The sequence below is a fragment of the Streptomyces sp. NPDC045021 genome, from assembly GCF_056432645.1.
On the sequence record NZ_JBWKIQ010000001.1, the window covers coordinates 199251 to 216198 of the forward strand.

General features: G+C 71.1%; 16 protein-coding genes. 5 read left to right on the forward strand and 11 right to left on the reverse strand.

Features of this window, described 5'->3' with window-relative positions; all coding sequences use genetic code 11:
* Nucleotides 1-104: 104 nt before the first annotated feature.
* On the reverse strand, nt 105-1061 hold the full coding sequence (locus tag AC07DC_RS00925) for a GlxA family transcriptional regulator (protein WP_478910574.1): 957 nt from the start codon (nt 1059-1061) through the stop codon (nt 105-107).
* A gap of 110 nt (nt 1062-1171) precedes the next feature.
* Here AC07DC_RS00925 and AC07DC_RS00930 point away from each other — a divergent pair, with 110 nt between their 5' ends.
* Nucleotides 1172-2104 (forward strand): NADP-dependent oxidoreductase, encoded by a 933-nt coding sequence (locus tag AC07DC_RS00930; RefSeq protein WP_478910576.1) that lies wholly within the window; start codon nt 1172-1174, stop codon nt 2102-2104.
* A gap of 129 nt (nt 2105-2233) precedes the next feature.
* Here AC07DC_RS00930 and AC07DC_RS00935 read toward each other — a convergent pair whose 3' ends face one another.
* The 3 genes from AC07DC_RS00935 to AC07DC_RS00945 all read right to left on the reverse strand — a co-directional run bounded on the left by AC07DC_RS00935 (nt 2234) and on the right by AC07DC_RS00945 (nt 5220).
* Complete coding sequence (locus AC07DC_RS00935; protein WP_478910578.1) at nt 2234-3172, reverse strand: AraC family transcriptional regulator; 939 nt, start codon at nt 3170-3172, stop codon at nt 2234-2236.
* Nucleotides 3173-3206: 34 nt separating this feature from the next.
* Nucleotides 3207-4130, reverse strand: a complete 924-nt coding sequence (locus tag AC07DC_RS00940) for an NADP-dependent oxidoreductase (RefSeq protein ID WP_478910579.1) — start codon at nt 4128-4130, stop codon at nt 3207-3209.
* 124 nt (nt 4131-4254) lie between these two features.
* The gene (locus AC07DC_RS00945; protein ID WP_478910581.1) at nt 4255-5220 is read right to left on the reverse strand and encodes an EamA family transporter; all 966 of its coding nucleotides are present in this window, start codon (nt 5218-5220) and stop codon (nt 4255-4257) included.
* A gap of 83 nt (nt 5221-5303) precedes the next feature.
* On the opposite strand from AC07DC_RS00945, the gene AC07DC_RS00950 reads away from it, so the two are divergent.
* The 3 genes from AC07DC_RS00950 (at nt 5304) to AC07DC_RS00960 (ending at nt 7097) form a co-directional block, all read left to right on the forward strand.
* Nucleotides 5304-6233: a LysR family transcriptional regulator gene (locus AC07DC_RS00950; protein ID WP_478910583.1), complete on the forward strand. Its 930-nt coding sequence runs from the start codon at nt 5304-5306 to the stop codon at nt 6231-6233.
* A gap of 129 nt (nt 6234-6362) precedes the next feature.
* Nucleotides 6363-6491 (forward strand): hypothetical protein, encoded by a 129-nt coding sequence (locus AC07DC_RS00955; protein WP_478910585.1) that lies wholly within the window; start codon nt 6363-6365, stop codon nt 6489-6491.
* A gap of 87 nt (nt 6492-6578) precedes the next feature.
* Nucleotides 6579-7097, forward strand: a complete 519-nt coding sequence (locus AC07DC_RS00960) for a GNAT family N-acetyltransferase (protein ID WP_478910587.1) — start codon at nt 6579-6581, stop codon at nt 7095-7097.
* A gap of 30 nt (nt 7098-7127) precedes the next feature.
* Here the strand turns inward: AC07DC_RS00960 and AC07DC_RS00965 are convergent, their stop codons facing one another.
* From AC07DC_RS00965 to AC07DC_RS00995, 7 genes are all read right to left on the reverse strand, one after another.
* A complete protein-coding gene (locus AC07DC_RS00965) occupies nt 7128-8417 on the reverse strand; it encodes an ATP-binding protein (protein ID WP_478910589.1) in 1290 nt (429 codons plus the stop codon).
* 167 nt (nt 8418-8584) lie between these two features.
* A complete protein-coding gene (locus tag AC07DC_RS00970; RefSeq protein WP_478910591.1) occupies nt 8585-9493 on the reverse strand; it encodes an ABC transporter ATP-binding protein in 909 nt (302 codons plus the stop codon).
* Complete coding sequence (locus AC07DC_RS00975) at nt 9490-10599, reverse strand: ABC transporter ATP-binding protein (protein WP_478910593.1); 1110 nt, start codon at nt 10597-10599, stop codon at nt 9490-9492. Before AC07DC_RS00975 ends, AC07DC_RS00970 begins: the two co-directional genes overlap by 4 nt.
* Complete coding sequence (locus tag AC07DC_RS00980) at nt 10599-11504, reverse strand: ABC transporter permease (protein ID WP_478910595.1); 906 nt, start codon at nt 11502-11504, stop codon at nt 10599-10601. The genes AC07DC_RS00975 and AC07DC_RS00980 overlap by 1 nt, the downstream gene beginning before the upstream one ends.
* Nucleotides 11501-12517 (reverse strand): ABC transporter permease, encoded by a 1017-nt coding sequence (locus AC07DC_RS00985; protein ID WP_478910597.1) that lies wholly within the window; start codon nt 12515-12517, stop codon nt 11501-11503. The genes AC07DC_RS00980 and AC07DC_RS00985 overlap by 4 nt, the downstream gene beginning before the upstream one ends.
* The gene (locus tag AC07DC_RS00990; protein ID WP_478910599.1) at nt 12514-14151 is read right to left on the reverse strand and encodes an ABC transporter substrate-binding protein; all 1638 of its coding nucleotides are present in this window, start codon (nt 14149-14151) and stop codon (nt 12514-12516) included. Before AC07DC_RS00990 ends, AC07DC_RS00985 begins: the two co-directional genes overlap by 4 nt.
* Before the next feature lie 139 nt (nt 14152-14290).
* Entirely contained in the window at nt 14291-16084 is a 1794-nt protein-coding gene (locus AC07DC_RS00995) for an amidohydrolase (RefSeq protein WP_478910601.1), read from the reverse strand.
* A gap of 127 nt (nt 16085-16211) precedes the next feature.
* Here AC07DC_RS00995 and AC07DC_RS01000 point away from each other — a divergent pair, with 127 nt between their 5' ends.
* Entirely contained in the window at nt 16212-16910 is a 699-nt protein-coding gene (locus tag AC07DC_RS01000; RefSeq protein WP_478910603.1) for a TetR/AcrR family transcriptional regulator, read from the forward strand.
* Nucleotides 16911-16948 lie beyond the last annotated feature (38 nt).

The following is a 16948-nucleotide window of genomic DNA, read 5'->3' on the forward strand; positions in this document are numbered from 1 at the left end:
CCGGCGGTGTTCTCGGCAGCACGAACTGACGCTCCACAACGCTTCGTTCGACTGGACCCGCAGGCCCGCCCCCCGATATGTAGACGAGCCGTGCCGCACGTGCTTCATCTCGTGCGGAAGGCCTGGCGGTAGGCCGTCGGTGAGACTCCGATCGTGGTGGCCAGATGCTGGCGGAGCGAGACGGCCGTACCGAAGCCCGCGTGGGCGGCGACCTGGTCCACCGGCAGGTCGGTGGTCTCCAGCAGTCGTCGGGCGTGTCCGACGCGCTGCTGGGCGAGCCACTGGCCGGGCGGCATGCCCACCTCGTCGCGGAAGCGCCGGCAGAACGTCCGGACGCTCATGCGGGCGTGCTCCGCCAGCTCTGCCAGGGAGATGGGCCGTTGCAGCTGCTGCAGGGCCCAGTCGCGGGTTGCGGCGGTGGTGGCGGCCGAGGGCTGCGGAATCGGGCTCTCGATGTACTGGGCCTGACCGCCCTCCCGCCACGGGGGCACCACGCACAGCCGGGCCACCCGGTTGGCGATTTCGCTGCCGTGGTCCCGGCGTACCAGGTGCAGGCAGAGGTCGACCCCGGCGGCGACGCCCGCCGCGGTGAGGACCTGTCCGTCGTCGACGAACAGCACGTTCGCGTCGACCTGGATCTGCGGGAACGTCCGCTGGAAGTGGTCGGCCTCGTTCCAGTGCGTGGTGGCGGGGCGGCCGTCGAGCAGGCCGGCGGCGGCCAGGACGTAGGAGGCGGTGCAGATCGAGACGATGCGGGCCCCGGACGGCAGGAGCGCGAGAGCCTGGGCCAACTCGTCCGGCAGCCACTCCCGTTCTTCGTCGGGGCCACAGGTGAAGGGCGGGATGACCAGGGTGTCGGCGGTCCGGAGCGCCTCGCTCCCGTGGGCCACGGTGATGGCGAAGTCGGCGCTGGTGGTGACAGGGCCGCCGTCCAGACTGCAGGTGGCGACTTCGTACAGTGCCTCGCCGTCACGCCCGGCCGCGGTGCCGAAGATTCTTACGGGGATGCTCAGTTCGAAGGGATAGACGCCTTCGAGGGCCAGGACGACAACGCGATGCATGGCAAGATTCTTTCAGATGCTGGCAATCTTGCCACTCGTTCCACTGGGCGGAATGCGGAAACCTTGATCCCGACGGGCCGCAGGGGCCCGGCGGAACAGGGGAATCAACGATGCGTGCGATCGGCCAGGACAGCTTTGGCGGGCCCGAGGTACTGAAGGTCATCGAGGTGGAGCGCCCGGAGCCCGGGCCGGCCGAGGTGCTGGTGCGGGTGCACGCCGCCGGCGTCAATCCCACCGACTCCTGGCACCGGGCCACCGGCGGCCTGGCCGGTGCCGTGATCCGACTCGGCTGGGATCTCTCCGGCGTCGTCGAGGCAGTCGGCCTCGGCGTGACCGCCTTCGCCCCCGGCGACGAGGTGTTCGGAATGCCGCGCCACCCGCTCCCGGCAGGCACATACGCGGAGTACGTGACCTCCCCGGCCCGCCACCTGGTCCGCAAGCCCGCCGGACTCACCCATGTGCAGGCCGCCGCGCTGCCATTGGCCGCGCTCACTGCCTGGCAGGCCCTGGTGGACGTCGCCGACGTGCGCCCCGGACAGCGGGTGCTGATCCACGCAGCGGCGGGCGGTGTCGGCCACCTCGCCGTCCAGATCGCCAAGGCCCACGGCGCCCACGTCATCGGCACCGCCCGCTCGGCCAAGCACGACTTCCTGCGCGGCCTTGGCGCGGACGAGTTGATCGACTACACCCGGGCCGACTTCGCGACCGCCGTCGAACCGGTCGACGTCGTGGTCGACGCGATCGGCGGCGAGTACGGGCCGCGCTCGCTGCGCACCCTGCGCGCAGGCGGCACTCTGGTCGCCCTCGCCTCGCCGGCCGAGGCGTACCTGGCGGACCAGGCCCGCCCCCTCGGGCAGCGCGCCGCCTTCATGGTCGTCGAAGCCGACCAGGCGGGGATGCGCGAGATCGCCGCCCTCGCCGAGGCGGGCCTGCTGCGCCCCGAGATCGACACGGTGCTCCCGCTCGAACTGGCCGCCAAGGCCCACGAGCTCGGCGACAGCCGCCGCACCACTGGCAAGATCGTCCTGTCGGTCACCAACTGACCAGCAGGGCCTCCCCCGATGACCACCCGTCCCCATACCCGGCGCCTGGACGGCGCCCGGCACGGCGCCTGGACCTTCGAACCGCTCGCCCTCGGGCACAGCGCGAGCGCGGAGGAGTGAGAACCCCGGTCAGGCCGCCCGGGTCTGGCGCCGGTAGCCCCCCGGGGCCAGGCCGTACTCCCGCTTGAAGGCCTTGGCGAAGGCGAACTCCGAGCCGTAGCCGGTACGGGCGGCGACCGTTGTCAGCGGGGCGTCGGACTCGCGCAGCAGACGGGCCGCGGTCGTCATCCGCCAGCGGGTCAGATAGGCCATCGGCGGTTCGCCCACCAGTGCGGCGAACCGTCGGGCGAAGGCGGCGCGGGACAGGCCGGCCCGTTCGGCCAGCGACTCGACCGTCCACTGCGTGGAGGGATCGTCGTGCATGGCCGACAGGGCGGGCGCCACCGCCGAGTCGGCCAACGCCGCGGCCCATCCCTGCGCGGCGGCCGGGGGTTGATCGTCCAGCCAGGCCCGCAGGATGTAGAGGAGCAACGAGTCGATCAGCGTGGGCACGATGCCGTCCGAGCCGATGCGCGGGTTCTCCAACTCGGAGCCGAGCAGTTGGACGGCGGCGCTCAGCTCCGGATGGCGTCCGTGCCGGGTAGCCAGATGGATCACCTCGGGCAACTGGCGCACCAGAGGGTGCGGGCGGCCCTGGTCCAGGTGGTAGTTGCCGCACAGCAGGCTGGTCTCGGGGCCATCTCCGCCGAGCGTGACCGAGCCGATCGGCGAACCCCCCTGGAACTGCTCGTCCCTGGGCTCCTCGGCCGGGGTGGAGGGATGGTCGACGAGGATGTGGCCGCGCCCGTCGCGCAGGAAGACCACGTCGCCGGGGCTCAGCGGGATCGGCTTCAGCTGCGACGCCCCCTCGTCGAGGGGGATCAGCCAGCAGCTCCCGTACAGCACCACATGGAACCCGGCGCCGGCGACCGGTGGCAGCCGTAGGCCCCAGGGGGCGCGGCCGTTGGTCCGTACGGACGCCGGGTGCCCGGTGCGCATCGAGGCCAGTGCCTCGGTGAGGATGTCCATCCGGCCCTCGCCTCCCTGGTGCGGCCCGTGGCGGTCAGACCGTCAGGACAATCTTGCCCTGTACGTGTCCCGAGCCGACCAGCTGGTGTGCCTTACCGGCCTCTTCCAGCGGGAAGGTCTCCTCGACGTAGGGGCGGATCCGGCCCGCGTCGACCAGCTCGGCTATCGCTTCGAGCGCGGCGTAGTCCGGTTCGACCGAGATACCGGCGAACCGCCGCCCGGCCGCCTCGACGCGCGCGGCGAGCTCCGGGTCGCCGTGTTCCAGGATGCTGATGAGTACGCCGCCGGGGCGCAGCACGCCGAGTGACAGATCGCCCTGGGCCGTGGAGTCGAGGACCACGTCGACGTCCTTGACGGCCTCGGTGAAGTCGGTGGTCCGGTAGTCGATGATCTCGTCGGCGCCGAGGCCGCGGACGAAATCGTGCCGGGCCGCACTGGCGATGGCGATCACGTGGGCGCCGCGTGCCTTCGCGATCTGTACCGCGAAGTGGCCGACGCCACCGGCCGCCCGGTGGATCAGTACCCGGTCGCCCTTCTTGACGTCCGCCGCCTGCACCAGGCCCTGCCAGGCCGTGAGCGCGGCGAGCGGAATGGCGGCGGCGTGCACGTGGTCGACCGAGGCGGGCTTGCGGGCCAACTGCCGGGACGGTGCGGCCACGTACTCGGCGTACCCGGTGGCGGCGCAGGGGAAGAACGGCATCCCGTAGACCTCGTCGCCCACCGCGAACCTGGCGCCGGGGCCGGCCTCCTCGACCACCCCGGAGATGTCCCAACCGACGCCGAACGGCGGCTCGCCGAGCAGCGGGAAGGCTCCGGACCTGACGGCCACGTCCACCGGGTTGACCGCACTGGCGTGGACCTTGACGAGCACCTCGCCGGACAGCGGCTTCGGCCGCTCGGTCTCCACGACCTGGAGGACCTCGGGGCCGCCGAAGGACTTCTGGATTACTGCGCGCACGGTAACTCTCCCTGAGTTGGGTCCGGTTGATGTCCGGTCCGACTGCCTGCTTGATGTCCTCAACTCTAGGGAGATCGAATGAGCCGCAGAATAGCCTTCCGTCTCGGCTACATGTCCCAGCGTCTTATTGAGTGGTGCTCTGAGCCATGCATGCTCCACCGTCGACGGCACCGTCGCCCGGCGGTGCGGTGCGCGCTCCGGCGCGGGTGGCACCGATACCGGCGACCACCACGAACCCGACACCGACCGCGGACGCCGGTCCCGGGATCTGCCCGAGGATGACGAGGCCCACCGCGAGCGCGATGGCCGGCTCAAGGCTCATCAGGGTGCCGAAGGCAGTGGTGGTGAGCCTGCGCAGGGCGAGGAACTCGAGAGTGAAGGGGAGCACCGGATGCAGCGCGGCCAGTGCCAGTCCTGCAAGGACCAGTGGCCAGGTCACGTTGCCCAGTTCGGTCGGCGCGGCGAAGAAGGTGGTGACGACGGCGGCAACCGGCATGGAGAGGGCCAGCCCTTTCAGGCCGGTGACCTGGTCGCCCACTTTCTGGGTGAACGCGATGTAGACGGCCCAGCAGAGCGCGGCGGCCAGGGCGAAGCCGGCACCCACGAGGTCGATGCCTCCGTGCCAGGGTTCGGTGAGCAGAACCACCCCGATCCCGGCCAGCAGGGCCCAGATCCTGCGCCCGCCCGCGGCGCCGTAGAGGGACAGGCCGAGCGGCCCCAGGAACTCCAGCGCGCTGGCGGTGCCCAGCGGGATACGGGTGACCGCGCACATGAAGAGCACCATCAGGCCGGCTGTCGCCACGCCCAGGACGGTGCACGCGAGGAGGTCCTTCCTCGTGAAGTCCGACGGGCGGGGCCTGATCAGGACGAGCAGGAGAATCCCGGCCCAGGCAAGGCGCAGCCAGGTGGTGCCCAGGGGACCGAGCTGGTCGAGCAGGGGCACCGACAGCCCCAGGCCGAGCTGGACGCAGGACATGGACGCGACGGCCATGAGCGCTCCTCCGCGGGCTCCGTCGGACAGCCGGCCGAGGGCGGAGGGGGCCGCGGGAACGGCCGGTGCGGCCGGTGCGGCAAGGTCTGCGGAGGTCATGGCTCCAGTAGAAGTCCAACGCATCGTTGATGTCCACGTGGCGATCATGGACAGTTCGTTCATGAATGCTGAACAATGAGCGGATGGAGACGCGGAGGCTGGAACTGTTGGCGGAACTGTCCCGCCTGGGGTCGATGCGTGCCGTCGCGGATGTCCTCGGCACCACGACCTCGACGGTGTCGCAGCAGATCGCCGCTCTGTCCCGCGAGACGGGCACCGTGCTCGTGGAGCCCGACGGGCGCAGGGTGCGGCTGACGCCTGCGGGGCGGCGGCTGGCCGAGCACGCCGTGACGATCCTCGCCGCCGTCGAAGCGGCGCGCCTGGATCTGGGTCCCGAGGCGGAGCCCAACGGCACGATAAGGATCTCGGGTTTCGCCACCGCCATCCGCACGTTCCTGCTGCCGGTCATCAGGGACCTCGCGGCAAGCCATCCGCGGGTGCACATCCTGATCCGGGAGCACGAGCCCGCCGAGGCTCTCGCGCTGCTGACCGGTGACCAGGCGGACCTGGCGCTGACCTATGACTACAACCTCGCTCCGGCGAGCGTCGATCCGTCGTTGAAGGCAACACCGTTGTGGACGGCGACGTGGGGTCTCGGCGTTCCCGCGCCCGCGACCGCCCCGGCCGGAACGGCCCAGGAGGTGTTCGCCCGGTTCAGCGCCCACGACTGGATCGTCAACTCCCGCAACACCGCGGACGAGGACGTCATCCGCACCCTCGCCTCCATGGCCGGCTTCACCCCCCGGATCACCCATCAGGCCGACAGCCTCGACCTCGTGCAGGACATGATCTCCGCGGGCCTGGGCGTGGGCCTGCTGCCCACGGGACATGCGACTCATCCCGCCATCCGGATCCTGCCCCTCACCTCCCCCGACGTCGAGTTGCGCTCCTACGCCGTCGCCCGGCACGGGCGCCTGAACTGGCCGCCACTGACGCTGGTCACCGGCCTCCTCACCGATCGCGCCACGCACCTCACCCCGGGCCACGACGGTCTTGGCGCGCCGGGCTCGTGACGATGTCGGCCTCGCCCGCCCCGGAACCGACCGCACCCCGCCCACATCGACGCCCGGTCATCGGCGAGACTGGTTCGGTGATCCGATCCGGACGGCCCAACGCGCGCCCGCGATCTCGGGGTGACGCGGATGCGACTCGACACCCGGGACGACCTCGTCCACGCCCGCCGGATGTACTCCCGGCTCGGCTACCACGAGGTACCCGCGTTCAACGACGACCCCTACGTCGACCACTGGCTCGCCAAGACCTTGCCGTAGCCCAGGTCGTGCCCCGCCGCGCTCTCACCCATGGAGCAGCCGTCACCTTCAGCTTCCTCACAGCACACGGGTGAGTAGCCTTGCACCATGTCGCTGCTGCAACTGCTTCGCCTCGAACACGCCCCGGCTCTCCTCGAGTTCGAGCTGAAGAACCGGGCGTACTTCGCCGCCACGATCCCCGACCGTGGCGACGACTACTTCGCTCACTTCGACGCACGGCACCAGAACCTGCTGGCCGAGCAGGCCACGGGGCTGCATTTCTTCCATGTACTGGTCGGCAGCGGCGGTGAGGTGCTGGGACGGGTAAACGTGGTCTACGTGACGGACGGTTCGGCCGAGCTCGGGTACCGGATCGCCGAGCAGGCTGCCGGACGAGGGTTGGCGACCGCCGCCGTACGTGAGGTCTGCGCCCTGGCTGTCGCGGAGTACGGCCTGACGACGCTGCGGGCCGAAACCACACTCGACAACGCCGCTTCGCGAGCCGTACTGGCCCGAACGGGGTTCACACCCACCGGCGAAGTCCAACTGAGCGGTCGCCCTGGCCTTCGCTTTGTCCGGAACCTGCTGGAAGCCCAGAAGGGCGACCTGCCGGCTGCCGGGCTCTGAGATGCCGTCGGGTGCACGGCGAGGGCGCGCTCACAGGCGGCCGTGGGTTGTGATGTCCGCACTGAACTCCTCGGTCATCGCGGGCGTGACGGTCGGCCGGCACTGGGCGATCGCCGCGAGGTAGTCGCCGGTGCCCGCGCCCGGCGGGCCCGGGGCGCCCGCGCCGCCGCCGATCGACTCCAGGTCCCGTTCGAAGGACGCCTGGGCCGCGGTGCGGGCGGCGTGCTCGATGTCCGCCGGGGTGAACAGCTCACTGGCCACCACCAGCGCCGGCACCTCCACATCGGGGCGGCCGCCGGTGTACCGGGACCAGATCGCCGAGCGGGCGGCGGCGTCCGGGGTGCCGATCGGGATCAGGTAGTCGAAGCGGCCCGGCCGCAGGAACGCCGGATCCAGGGAGCGGATGGAGTTCGTCGCACACACCAGCAGCCGCTCGTCGCCCTCCCGGAAGCCCGGGATGAGCTTGAGCAGCTCATTGGTCACGCCGTGCATGCCGCCCGGCTGCACCGGTTCGGTACGGACGGGGGCGACCTCCTCCACCTCGTCGATGAAGACCAGCACCCGCTCCAGCTCCGCGATGCGGGCGAAGGCGCTGCGCAGCGCGGCGGCGAGGTTGCCCTCGTCCGCCAGCCGGGAGGGCAGCAGCTCGACGAAGGGCCAGCCGAGCTTGGAGGCGATGCCCCGTGCGAACGTCGTCTTGCCCGTACCGGGCGGGCCGAACAGGGCGATGGCGCGTGGCGGCCTGACCCCGTGCCGGGCCGCCCGCTCCGGCTCCGCGAGCGGCAGCACGACCCGCCGCTCGATCAGGTCCTTCTCCGCTTCCATCCCGGCCACCTTGCCCCACAGGTCACCGGGCAGGAACCGGCCGCCGAGATCCTCCAGCAGGCTCGCCGCGGGGCCGTGCGACGGCTCCACCTTCTCGAAGTAGGCCACCGCGGGCTGCCGGGTGTAGCCCGCGTTGAGCAGCCCTTCGCCGAGCAGGTCCTCCTCGGGCAGCACGTAGGCGATACGGCCCACCCTCGCCGCGACGAGCCGCCGCTCCAGCTCCACCAGCAAGGCGCTGGCCAGCCCCCGCCCGCGCCAGACCGAGGAGATCGCGATGCGCATCACCCAGGCGCGCTCGCCGGCCACGCACGCGAGCGCCGCGCCGATCGGGACACCCTGGTGGACGGCGACGACCGCGGGCTGCCGGGACGTCAGTGCGCCGATGCATTCGGCGAGGGAGAAGACCGACTCCTGCCCGAGCTCGGCCGTGGTGTCGATCAGGTGGACAACTGCTGCGAGATCGCTCTCGCGGTAGTCATGGATGAGCCAGTTCACCGGTACCGCCCCTCGTCCGTGCTGTTTGGGTGAGGCTAGGGGCGGGGGTGGGACGGGGCCTGCTCCACGGTGAACAATCCCGCGGCGCGAACGCTACGTTCCGTACGTAGGACGCAGACCCCGTGGCCCGTATGCGGCCGGACCGGCCCCATGCCGGACCGACGGCGTCACCCCTGCGCGGTCGACGGCCCCGCTCCGGCCGGCAGGACGTCGAGTGCGCGCCGTTCGCGGCCGATCGCGTCAGGGTCCCAGCCAGGACGGGGTACCGAGGCGAGCAGCAGCCGGGTGTACGGGTGCTGGGGCGTGGCGAGGAGGTCGGCGACGGGCTGGTGTTCCATGGTCCTCCCCCGGTACATCACCAGGGCCTCGTCGCAGACGTAGCGCACCACCGCCAGGTCGTGGCTGACGAAGACCAGGCCGATGCCGGTGTCGCGGCGGATGTCCGAGAGCAGGTTGAGCACCTGGGCCTGCACCGAGACATCGAGCGCGGACACCGCTTCGTCGAGCACCAGGACAGCCGGCTCGACCGCCAACGCGCGGGCGATCGCGGCGCGTTGGCGCTGGCCGCCGGACAGCTGACGGGGCAGCGCCGCCGCCTCGCGATCGCCCAGGCCCACCTGGGCCAGGAGTTCCCTGACCCGGCGGGCCCGCATCGCGCGGTCACCGCAGCCGTGCAGGCGCAGCACCCCGTCGATGGTGGTCCCGATACTGATCCGGCCGTCCAGGGAGAGATAGGGGTCCTGGAAGACGATCTGTACGGCCTTCGCGCGGGCGAGCCGTGCCGACCTCCCGCGCACCTTCGCGGCGATCGGGGCACCCAGGACGAGGATCTGTCCGTGGTCGGGGCGTTCGAGACCGACCAGCATCCGTGCCGTCGTGGTCTTGCCCGAGCCGGACTCCCCGACCAGACCGAGGGCGCCGCCCGGGTGCAGGCGGAACGACAGATCGTCGACGGCGACGACCTGGGTGCCGCCGGTCGCATAGGTCTTGCGCAGGCCGCTGACCTGGAGCAGCGGTCCTCCGTCCGAAATGGCAGCGGGGGTGGGAGCAGGGGCGGGGGCGGGGGCGGTGTTCAACAGTCCTCCTCGCTGGGTGAGGCGCAGACGGCCGCCATCGGCGGCCGGCCGCCGATCTCATCGGCCAGATGACAGGCGACGAGCGCGGGACCGCGTTGCGCCGAGGAGACCGGGACGTGAGCGGGGACGCGGGCCGGGACCTGGGCCGTGCTCTCGGCCGGGACCGGTGGGACCCGCTCCCGGCCGGGTGCGATCTGCACCAGCGCGGGCGGCGACTGGTCGCAGCGTCCTGGTCGGGCGTGGGGGCACCGGGCGGCGAAGGAGCAGCCCGGTGCGGATTCCAGCAGGCCCATGGGGACACCGCGAATGGGTGTGAGTCGTTCGAGCGGACCGTCCAGAGGCGGCGTCGAACCGAGCAGTCCGGCGGTGTAGGGGTGTCGGGGCGCGGTGAGCAGTTCGGTCGCGGTCCCGGTCTCGACGATTCTTCCGGCGTACATCACGTAGATGCGGTCGCAGGTCGCGGCGGCCAGGTCGATGTCGTGGGTGATCAGGAGCAGGCCGAGACCGCGTTCGCGTTGCAGGCGGCGGAGGATCGCCATGATCTCCGCCTGGGTGGTGACGTCGAGCGCAGTGGTGGGCTCGTCGCACAGCAGCAGCCGCGGCTCAGCGGTGAGCGCTCCGGCGATCATGACGCGTTGCAGCATCCCGCCGGAGAGCTCGTGCGGGTACTGCCGCAGGTGCCGGGCGGGATCCGGCAGCCCGACGGCGGTGAGGAGTTCCAGGGCGCGGGCGTTCGCCCGTGTCCTGGACCAGCCGCCGGCGAGCCGCAGGGACTCGGTGAGGAAGTCACCGACGCGGCGCACCGGGTTGATGCCCGCCCGGGGGTCCTGGAAGATCATGGACGCCTTGCCGGTGCGCACCTCGCGCAGGCACCTGGCATCCGCGCCGATCAGGTCGGCACCGTCGACACGGACGTGACCGCCGATGTCCGCCCCGGCCGGGAACAGGCCCAGTGCGGCACGGGCGGTGACCGACTTCCCCGAGCCGGACTCCCCGACCAGCGCCACGGCCTCACCGGCGGCGACGGTCAGGCTGACGCCGTCCAGGATCGGACGCGCCATGGCCGGCAGCGCGACACTCACATCGCTCAATTCGAGCAGCGGCATCAGGACTCCCTCCCCGCGAGCCGGTCGCCGAGGTTCTCCCCGACGACGTTGAAGGCGACCACGACCAGGACGACCGCGACCGCGGGAACGATCGCGGACAGCGGCTGTCCCTGCAGGACGGCCGCCTGCCCCTGATTGATCATCGAGCCCCAGTCGGGTGTCGGCGGCTGCACGCCCAGCCCCAGGAACGACAGGGCCGCGAGGTCGAGCAGGGCGTAGCCGAAGTTCACCGTCGACTGGGCGAGCACCGTCGGGGTGATGTTGGGCAGCAGCCGGCGGAAGGTGATGAACACCGCCGAGTGACCCTGCACCTGGTAGGCGGCGATGTACGGACGGGTCTTCTCCTGCGCGGTCAGGCCGCGCACCAGGCGGGCGGTGTAGGGCATGTACGCGATGGCCATGGCGAGCACCGGCGCGGTCAGCCCCTTGCCGAACAGGGCCACCGCGAGGATCGCCAGCAGCAGCGCGGGGAAGGCGAACAGGATGTCGAGCACCCGGCCGACCGCGGTGTCGACCCACCCGCCGCGCCACGCGGTGAACAGACCGACGGCGACTCCCAGGGTGGTGGAGAACAGCACCACGGCGAGGGGGCCGGCAAGGCTGGTGCGGGTGCCCTCGATCAGTGCCGAGAACGTGTCGTGGCCACCCAGGTCGGTGCCCAGCCAGTGGTCGGGGCCGGGCCCGGCGAAGGTGTTGCCCAGCTCGCCGAAGGTCGGGTCCTGCGGGGCGATCCAGGGCGCGAACAGCGCGAGCAGGACGAAGAACGCCAGAAGCAGCAGGCAGGACCGCATGAGCCAGCCGCCGCCGGCCCGCCGCAGCCACACCAGCGGGAGACGCAACCGGGACCGCGACGGGGCGGGTGGGTCGACACGGCGGTCGGTCATGGTGGAGGAAGGGGCATTCATCGTGCGCTCCCTGCTGCTGCCGCGACGCGCGGGTCGATCAGCGGATACACCAGGTCCACCAAGGTGTTGACGACCACGAAGGCGGCGACCACCAGCAGCACGATCGCCTGGACGACCTGGAAGTCCATCTCGTTCACGGCCTGCACCAGCAGCGACCCCACCCCGGACATCCCGAACGCGGTCTCGACGATGGCGGTACTCACCAGCATCCCGGAGACCAGCAGCCCCGAGACGGTGACGATGGGCCCGAGCGCGTTGCGCAGCACATGTCGCCGCACCACGGACGACTTGGACATCCCCCGGCTGAGCGCGACCTCGACGTGCTCACGGCGCAGCTCGTCCAGCATCGCCGAGCGGGTCACCCGCGTGACCAGGGCCATGAACGTCACCGACAGGGCGACCGCGGGAAGCACCACATGGTGCATGCGGTCCAGCAGCCCGGTGCCGTTCCCGATCGTCGGGAACCAGCCCAGACGGACGCCGAGCACCGACCGCAGCACGATCGCCGCGACGAAGGACGGCACCGCCGCCCCCACGGTGACCATCAGCAGCACCGCCGTGTCGGTGCGCGTGCCGCGCCGCAGGGCTCCGACGATTCCGGCGCCGACGCCCACCACCGCGATCATCAGCGCCGCCGTTCCCACCAGGAGCAGCGAAGCGGGCAGCCGGGACCGCAGGACCTCGTCGACGCTCTGGTGGAACAGGTACGAGCGGCCGAGATCCCCGTGCAGCACGCCCTGCAACCAGTGCCAGTACCGCTCGGGGAACGGGTCGTTGAACCCGTACTGCTCCCGGATCGAGGCGATCTCCTGCGGGCTCGGGCTGCGCCCGCGCACCAGGAAGCTCACCGGGTCGCCCGGCGCCAGGTACAGCGAGGAGAACACGGCGAACGAGGTGACCAGCAGCGTCACCGCCATCGCGAAGAGCCTGCGCAGCGCCGACACGGCCACGGCGCCGAACCTCCCGGCCCGCTGGGCGCGGTCCACCGTGGTGGTTGCCAGGGCGGCTGTCATCCGCGGGCTCCGATCTCGGCGGCCCACGGGTAGTACAGGTAGGCGATGGAGGGCTGGACTCCGGTGATCCGCTTGCCGAGGAAGACGCTCACCGGCTCGGTGTACAGCGGCAGCCAGGGCAGTTGCTCCATGGCTATCTGCTGCGCCTTCCCGGTGGCGGCGGCCACCCCGGCCGGATCCTGCGCGACGGTGGCCTCGTCGATGGCCGCGTCGAACTGCGGGTTCGACCAGTTGCCGTAGTTGCTGAAGGCGCCGGTCTGCAGCGACCCGTACATGTCCAGCGGGTCGGTGATGGAGGTGTACCAGAAGGTGAGGAACAGATCGATGCCATTGCGGGCGGCCGCGTCGGTGAACAGCGCCGTGTACTTGTCGGCGGAGATGGTGTTGATCTGCGGGTTCAGCCCGATGGCCTTGGCGGCCTGTGCGACAGCCTGGGTGATGATGGTCGTCTGGGAATCCAGCGGGCTGCTCGCGATCACGACCTTCTGCCCGGCCACTCCGGCCTGCGCCGCCAGGGCCTTGGCCTTGACCGGGTCGTAGGGGTAGCTCGGCAGCGCCTTGAGCAGTCCCTTGACGGTGGAGCCGGGCGTGCCGTTCCAGGTGTTCGAGCTGACCAGCGACTCCGCGACATCGGCGACGCCACCCGCTCCCGCCTTGACGATCCCCTTACGGTCGATGGCCATCAGCAGGGCCTGCCGCACCCGGGCGTCACCCAGCGGTCCCTTGAGGTTGTTGACGATCTCGGAGGCGACCGTGGTGTTCCGGCCGAAGTACAGCGTTCCGGCCTGGCTCGCCTTCAGCTGGGCGTAGGCGTGCGGCGGGACCATCCAGCCGCCGTCGACCTCACCGGTCTGGAAGGCGTTGACGCGCGTCGTGGGGTCGGAGAGGAAGACGAACTTCACCTCCGCGGACTTGGGCTTGAGCTGGGGATCCCAGTAGCCGTCGAAGCGCTTGAGCACCAGCGACTGACCCGAGGTCCAGGACCCGAAGAAGAAGGGCCCGGTGCAGTTCACCCCCTTCGCCGGGTTGCCGTAGTCCTTGCCGTCCTTCTTCAGCGTGGCCGCCGACTCCACCGTGCCGGGGCTCGCGGCCAGGTACTTGTTGAAGGTCGAGTCCGGCTGCTTGAGGTTGACGGTGACCTGCGACGGTCCGGTCCGGTCGATCGACTTCACGTTGCGGAACGGATAGGCCCAGTTGCTGGCCACTTCGGGGTCGAGGTTGCGGCGCAGGGAGGCGACGACGTCGTCGGCGGTGAGCGTCGTGCCGTCGTGGAAGTGCACGCCGGAGCGGATCTGGTACACCCAGCTGGTCGGCGTGGGGTGGGTGAACGACGTCGCCAGGCCGGGTGAGGTCGTCAGGTCCGGGTTCCAGCGCAGCAGGCTCTCGCAGACGTTGGCGAGGATCTGGTTCGGCGGGTAGTCGAAGGAGTAGGCGTAGTCGATCGAGGTCGGCTCGGCGAAGAGGGACCAGGTGAACGAGTTGATGGGTCCGGCGGCGGCAGGAGTCTTCGCCGTGAGCTTGTACGCGGCGTCGGCGGTCCCGGCCGGCGGGTGCGCGGTGCCGCTGCAGGCGCTCAGGGTGGTCAGGGCGAGCGCGGCGACAGCGGCGACGGCCGCGGTCAGGGTGCGGCGCACAGGCCGCCGGACGGATCGCCGGGCGGTTCTCGGACAGGCTGCTGGCATGGTGTTCCTCCGTGAGTGGTGCGCCTGAGGGTGCGCGTGGGAACAGCGTTGGGAACGGCGTGGGAACGGCTTCGGCGTTCGGACCCGCAGCTCAGTCGGTCGCGGCGAAGACGAGCCGCCCGTCGATGTACGTCCGCAGCACCCGGGTATCGGCGATCTCCAGCGCGGGCCGCGCGAAGGGATCCCGATCCAGCACCACGAGGTCGGCGTACTTGCCGACCTCGACGGTCCCGGTGACATCGTCGAGGTGGTTCACCCAGGCGCTGCCCGCGGTGTACGCGGTGAAGGCCTGAGCCAGCGTCAGCGCCTGCTCGGGGTAGAAGGGCTTGCAGGGCTCCTGCACGACCGAAGCGTCCAGGCCGTCCGAGCCGTCCGAGACCTCCGAGCGGTCCGAACCGTCCGACGAGCCCATCGGCTCGACAGTCCCGTGCGCGCCTTCGGAAGTGTCAGAGGACTGAGGGGCGTTGGGGGCTTCGGCGGGCACCGACCGGTTGACCGCGACATGGATACCCCACAGCGGGTTGGGGCTGCTCACCGACCAGTCGCTGCCGGCGACCAGCCGGGCGCCGGCCCGCTGCAGGTCTCCGAACGGGTACTGCAGGGCGGCGCGCTCCGAGCCCAGGAAGGGGATCGTCAGCTCGTCCATCTGCGGCTCGTGCGCCGCCCACAGCGCCTGGATGTTCGCGGCGGCCCCCAGTTCGGCGAAACGCCCCAGGTCATCGGGGTGGATCAACTGCAGGTGGGCCAGATGGTGGCGGTTGTCGTTGGTGCCGTTGGCCGCCTTGGCACCGGCCAACGCGTCGAGCGCCTCCCGGACGGCACGGTCCCCCAGCGCGTGGAAGTGGATCTGGAAGCCCGCCTCGTCGAGCACCCGCACGGCGTCGGCCAGCAACTGCGGATCGATGAAACTCAGACCGGAGTTGTCGGTGGCGCAGCCGCAGTGGTCGAGGTAGGGCTCCAGCAGGCCCGCGGTGAAGTTCTCCGCGATGCCGTCCTGCATGATCTTCACCGTGGTCGCATTGAACCGCCCCACCTGGCCGGTGCGCCGGCGTTCCTCGAGCTCGGGAAGTTGTTCCAGGCCGCGCTCCCGGTCCCACCACAGGGCTCCGACCACCCGTGCCTGGAGTGATCCTTCGCGGGCCGCCCGCACATAGACGTCGAAATTGTCCGGGTTGCCCGGGAAGACGCCGATCATGGCGTCCTGCCAGGTGGTCACCCCGAGGGAGAAGAGATGGTCCTGCGCCACCAGCAGGCCGGCGAGCGACTCGTCCGGTGTCGCGACGGGGAGATGAGCGCCGACCAGACCGACGGCACCCTCCTGAAGGGTGCCGGCCGGAGTCCCGTCCGGCTCCCGCTCGATCCGGCCGTCCACCGGGTCGGGGGTGTCCCGGTCGACGCCGGCCAGCCGCAGCGCCAGGGAGTTGACCCAGGCCCCGTGGCCGTCCCTGTTGCTGAGCAGTACCGGCCGGTCCGGCACCACGTCGTCCAGCATCTCTCGGGTGGGGGTGCCGCCTGGGAAGATGTCCATGGACCAGCCGCCGCCGGATATCCAGGCCGCGTCCGGGTTGGCCTTGGCGTACTCGGCGACCACCGCCAGATATCCCTCGACGGAACGCTCCTCGGACAGGTCGCAGCGCAGCATCTGCACCCCGGCCACCGCGGGGTGGACGTGGGCGTCCTGGAAACCGGGGACGAGCAGGCCCCCCGCGAGATCGACGACCTCGGTGTCCCCGTCGGCCAGCGCGCGGACCGACGCCTCGTCGGCGACGGCCAGGATCCGGCCGTCCCCGACCGCGACAGCGGCGTCGATCGGCTCCGACGTGGTCCCGGTGAAGACCCGGCCCCCCACGAAGACGGTGTCGGCCCGCTGCCTGGTGTTCCCCATCGACGTATCCTCCGGCTCGGCGGGCTGGCCCGCGGTGCGTGTTGTTGAGGAGGAGTGAACGGCAGCGCAACACTGTTGTCAACGGTGTTGCGCTCATTCGCCCACGCATCGATAGACTGGCCGCACCATGCCGAACCCACACGCCGCCACCCCCGCCCGGACGAAGCGCGCCGGCGCGCAGTTGACACCCGACGCGATCATCGAAGCCAGCCTGCGCATCGCGGCCCGCGGCAGCGCCGACGCCTTCACGGTCCGCCGCCTCGGCGAGGAGCTGGGCGCCGACCCGACCGCGATCTACCGACACTTCCGCGACAAGGACGAGCTGCTGCTGTCCGTCGCCGACCGGACCCTGGGCGAGGTGCTCGACGGCATCCCCGACGGCCTCGACTGGAAGGGACGGCTGCGCGCCCTGGCCGCCGGCTCCCTGCGGGTCGCGCTCAAATATCCGGCGGTCGCCTCGACCATGGCCAGCCGGACCACCCGGCGCACGAACGAGTTCCGGGTCGTCGAGCTCATCCTCGGAGCCGTCATGGAGGCCGGTCTCTCGGGGCAGGATGCGGCCGTCCACTACCGCATGGTCGGCGACTCACTGCTGGCCCACGTCGGCCAGCGCGCCGCCTACCTGCTGTTCGACCCGGACGTACGGGCCGGCGACGAGTCCTCGTGGAACCGCGAGTACCGGCTGGTCGACGCCCACGACTTCCCCAACATCACCAGACTCAGCTCCCAGTTGGCCGAAGTGACGGACGATCAGGTCTTTGACGCCAGGGTCGAGTCGCTGATCGCCGCGATCGAACTGCGGGCCGAGGTCGTTCGCGGGGGGTGACACCCCCCGCGGGTCCGCGCAAGCACCGGCAATCCACC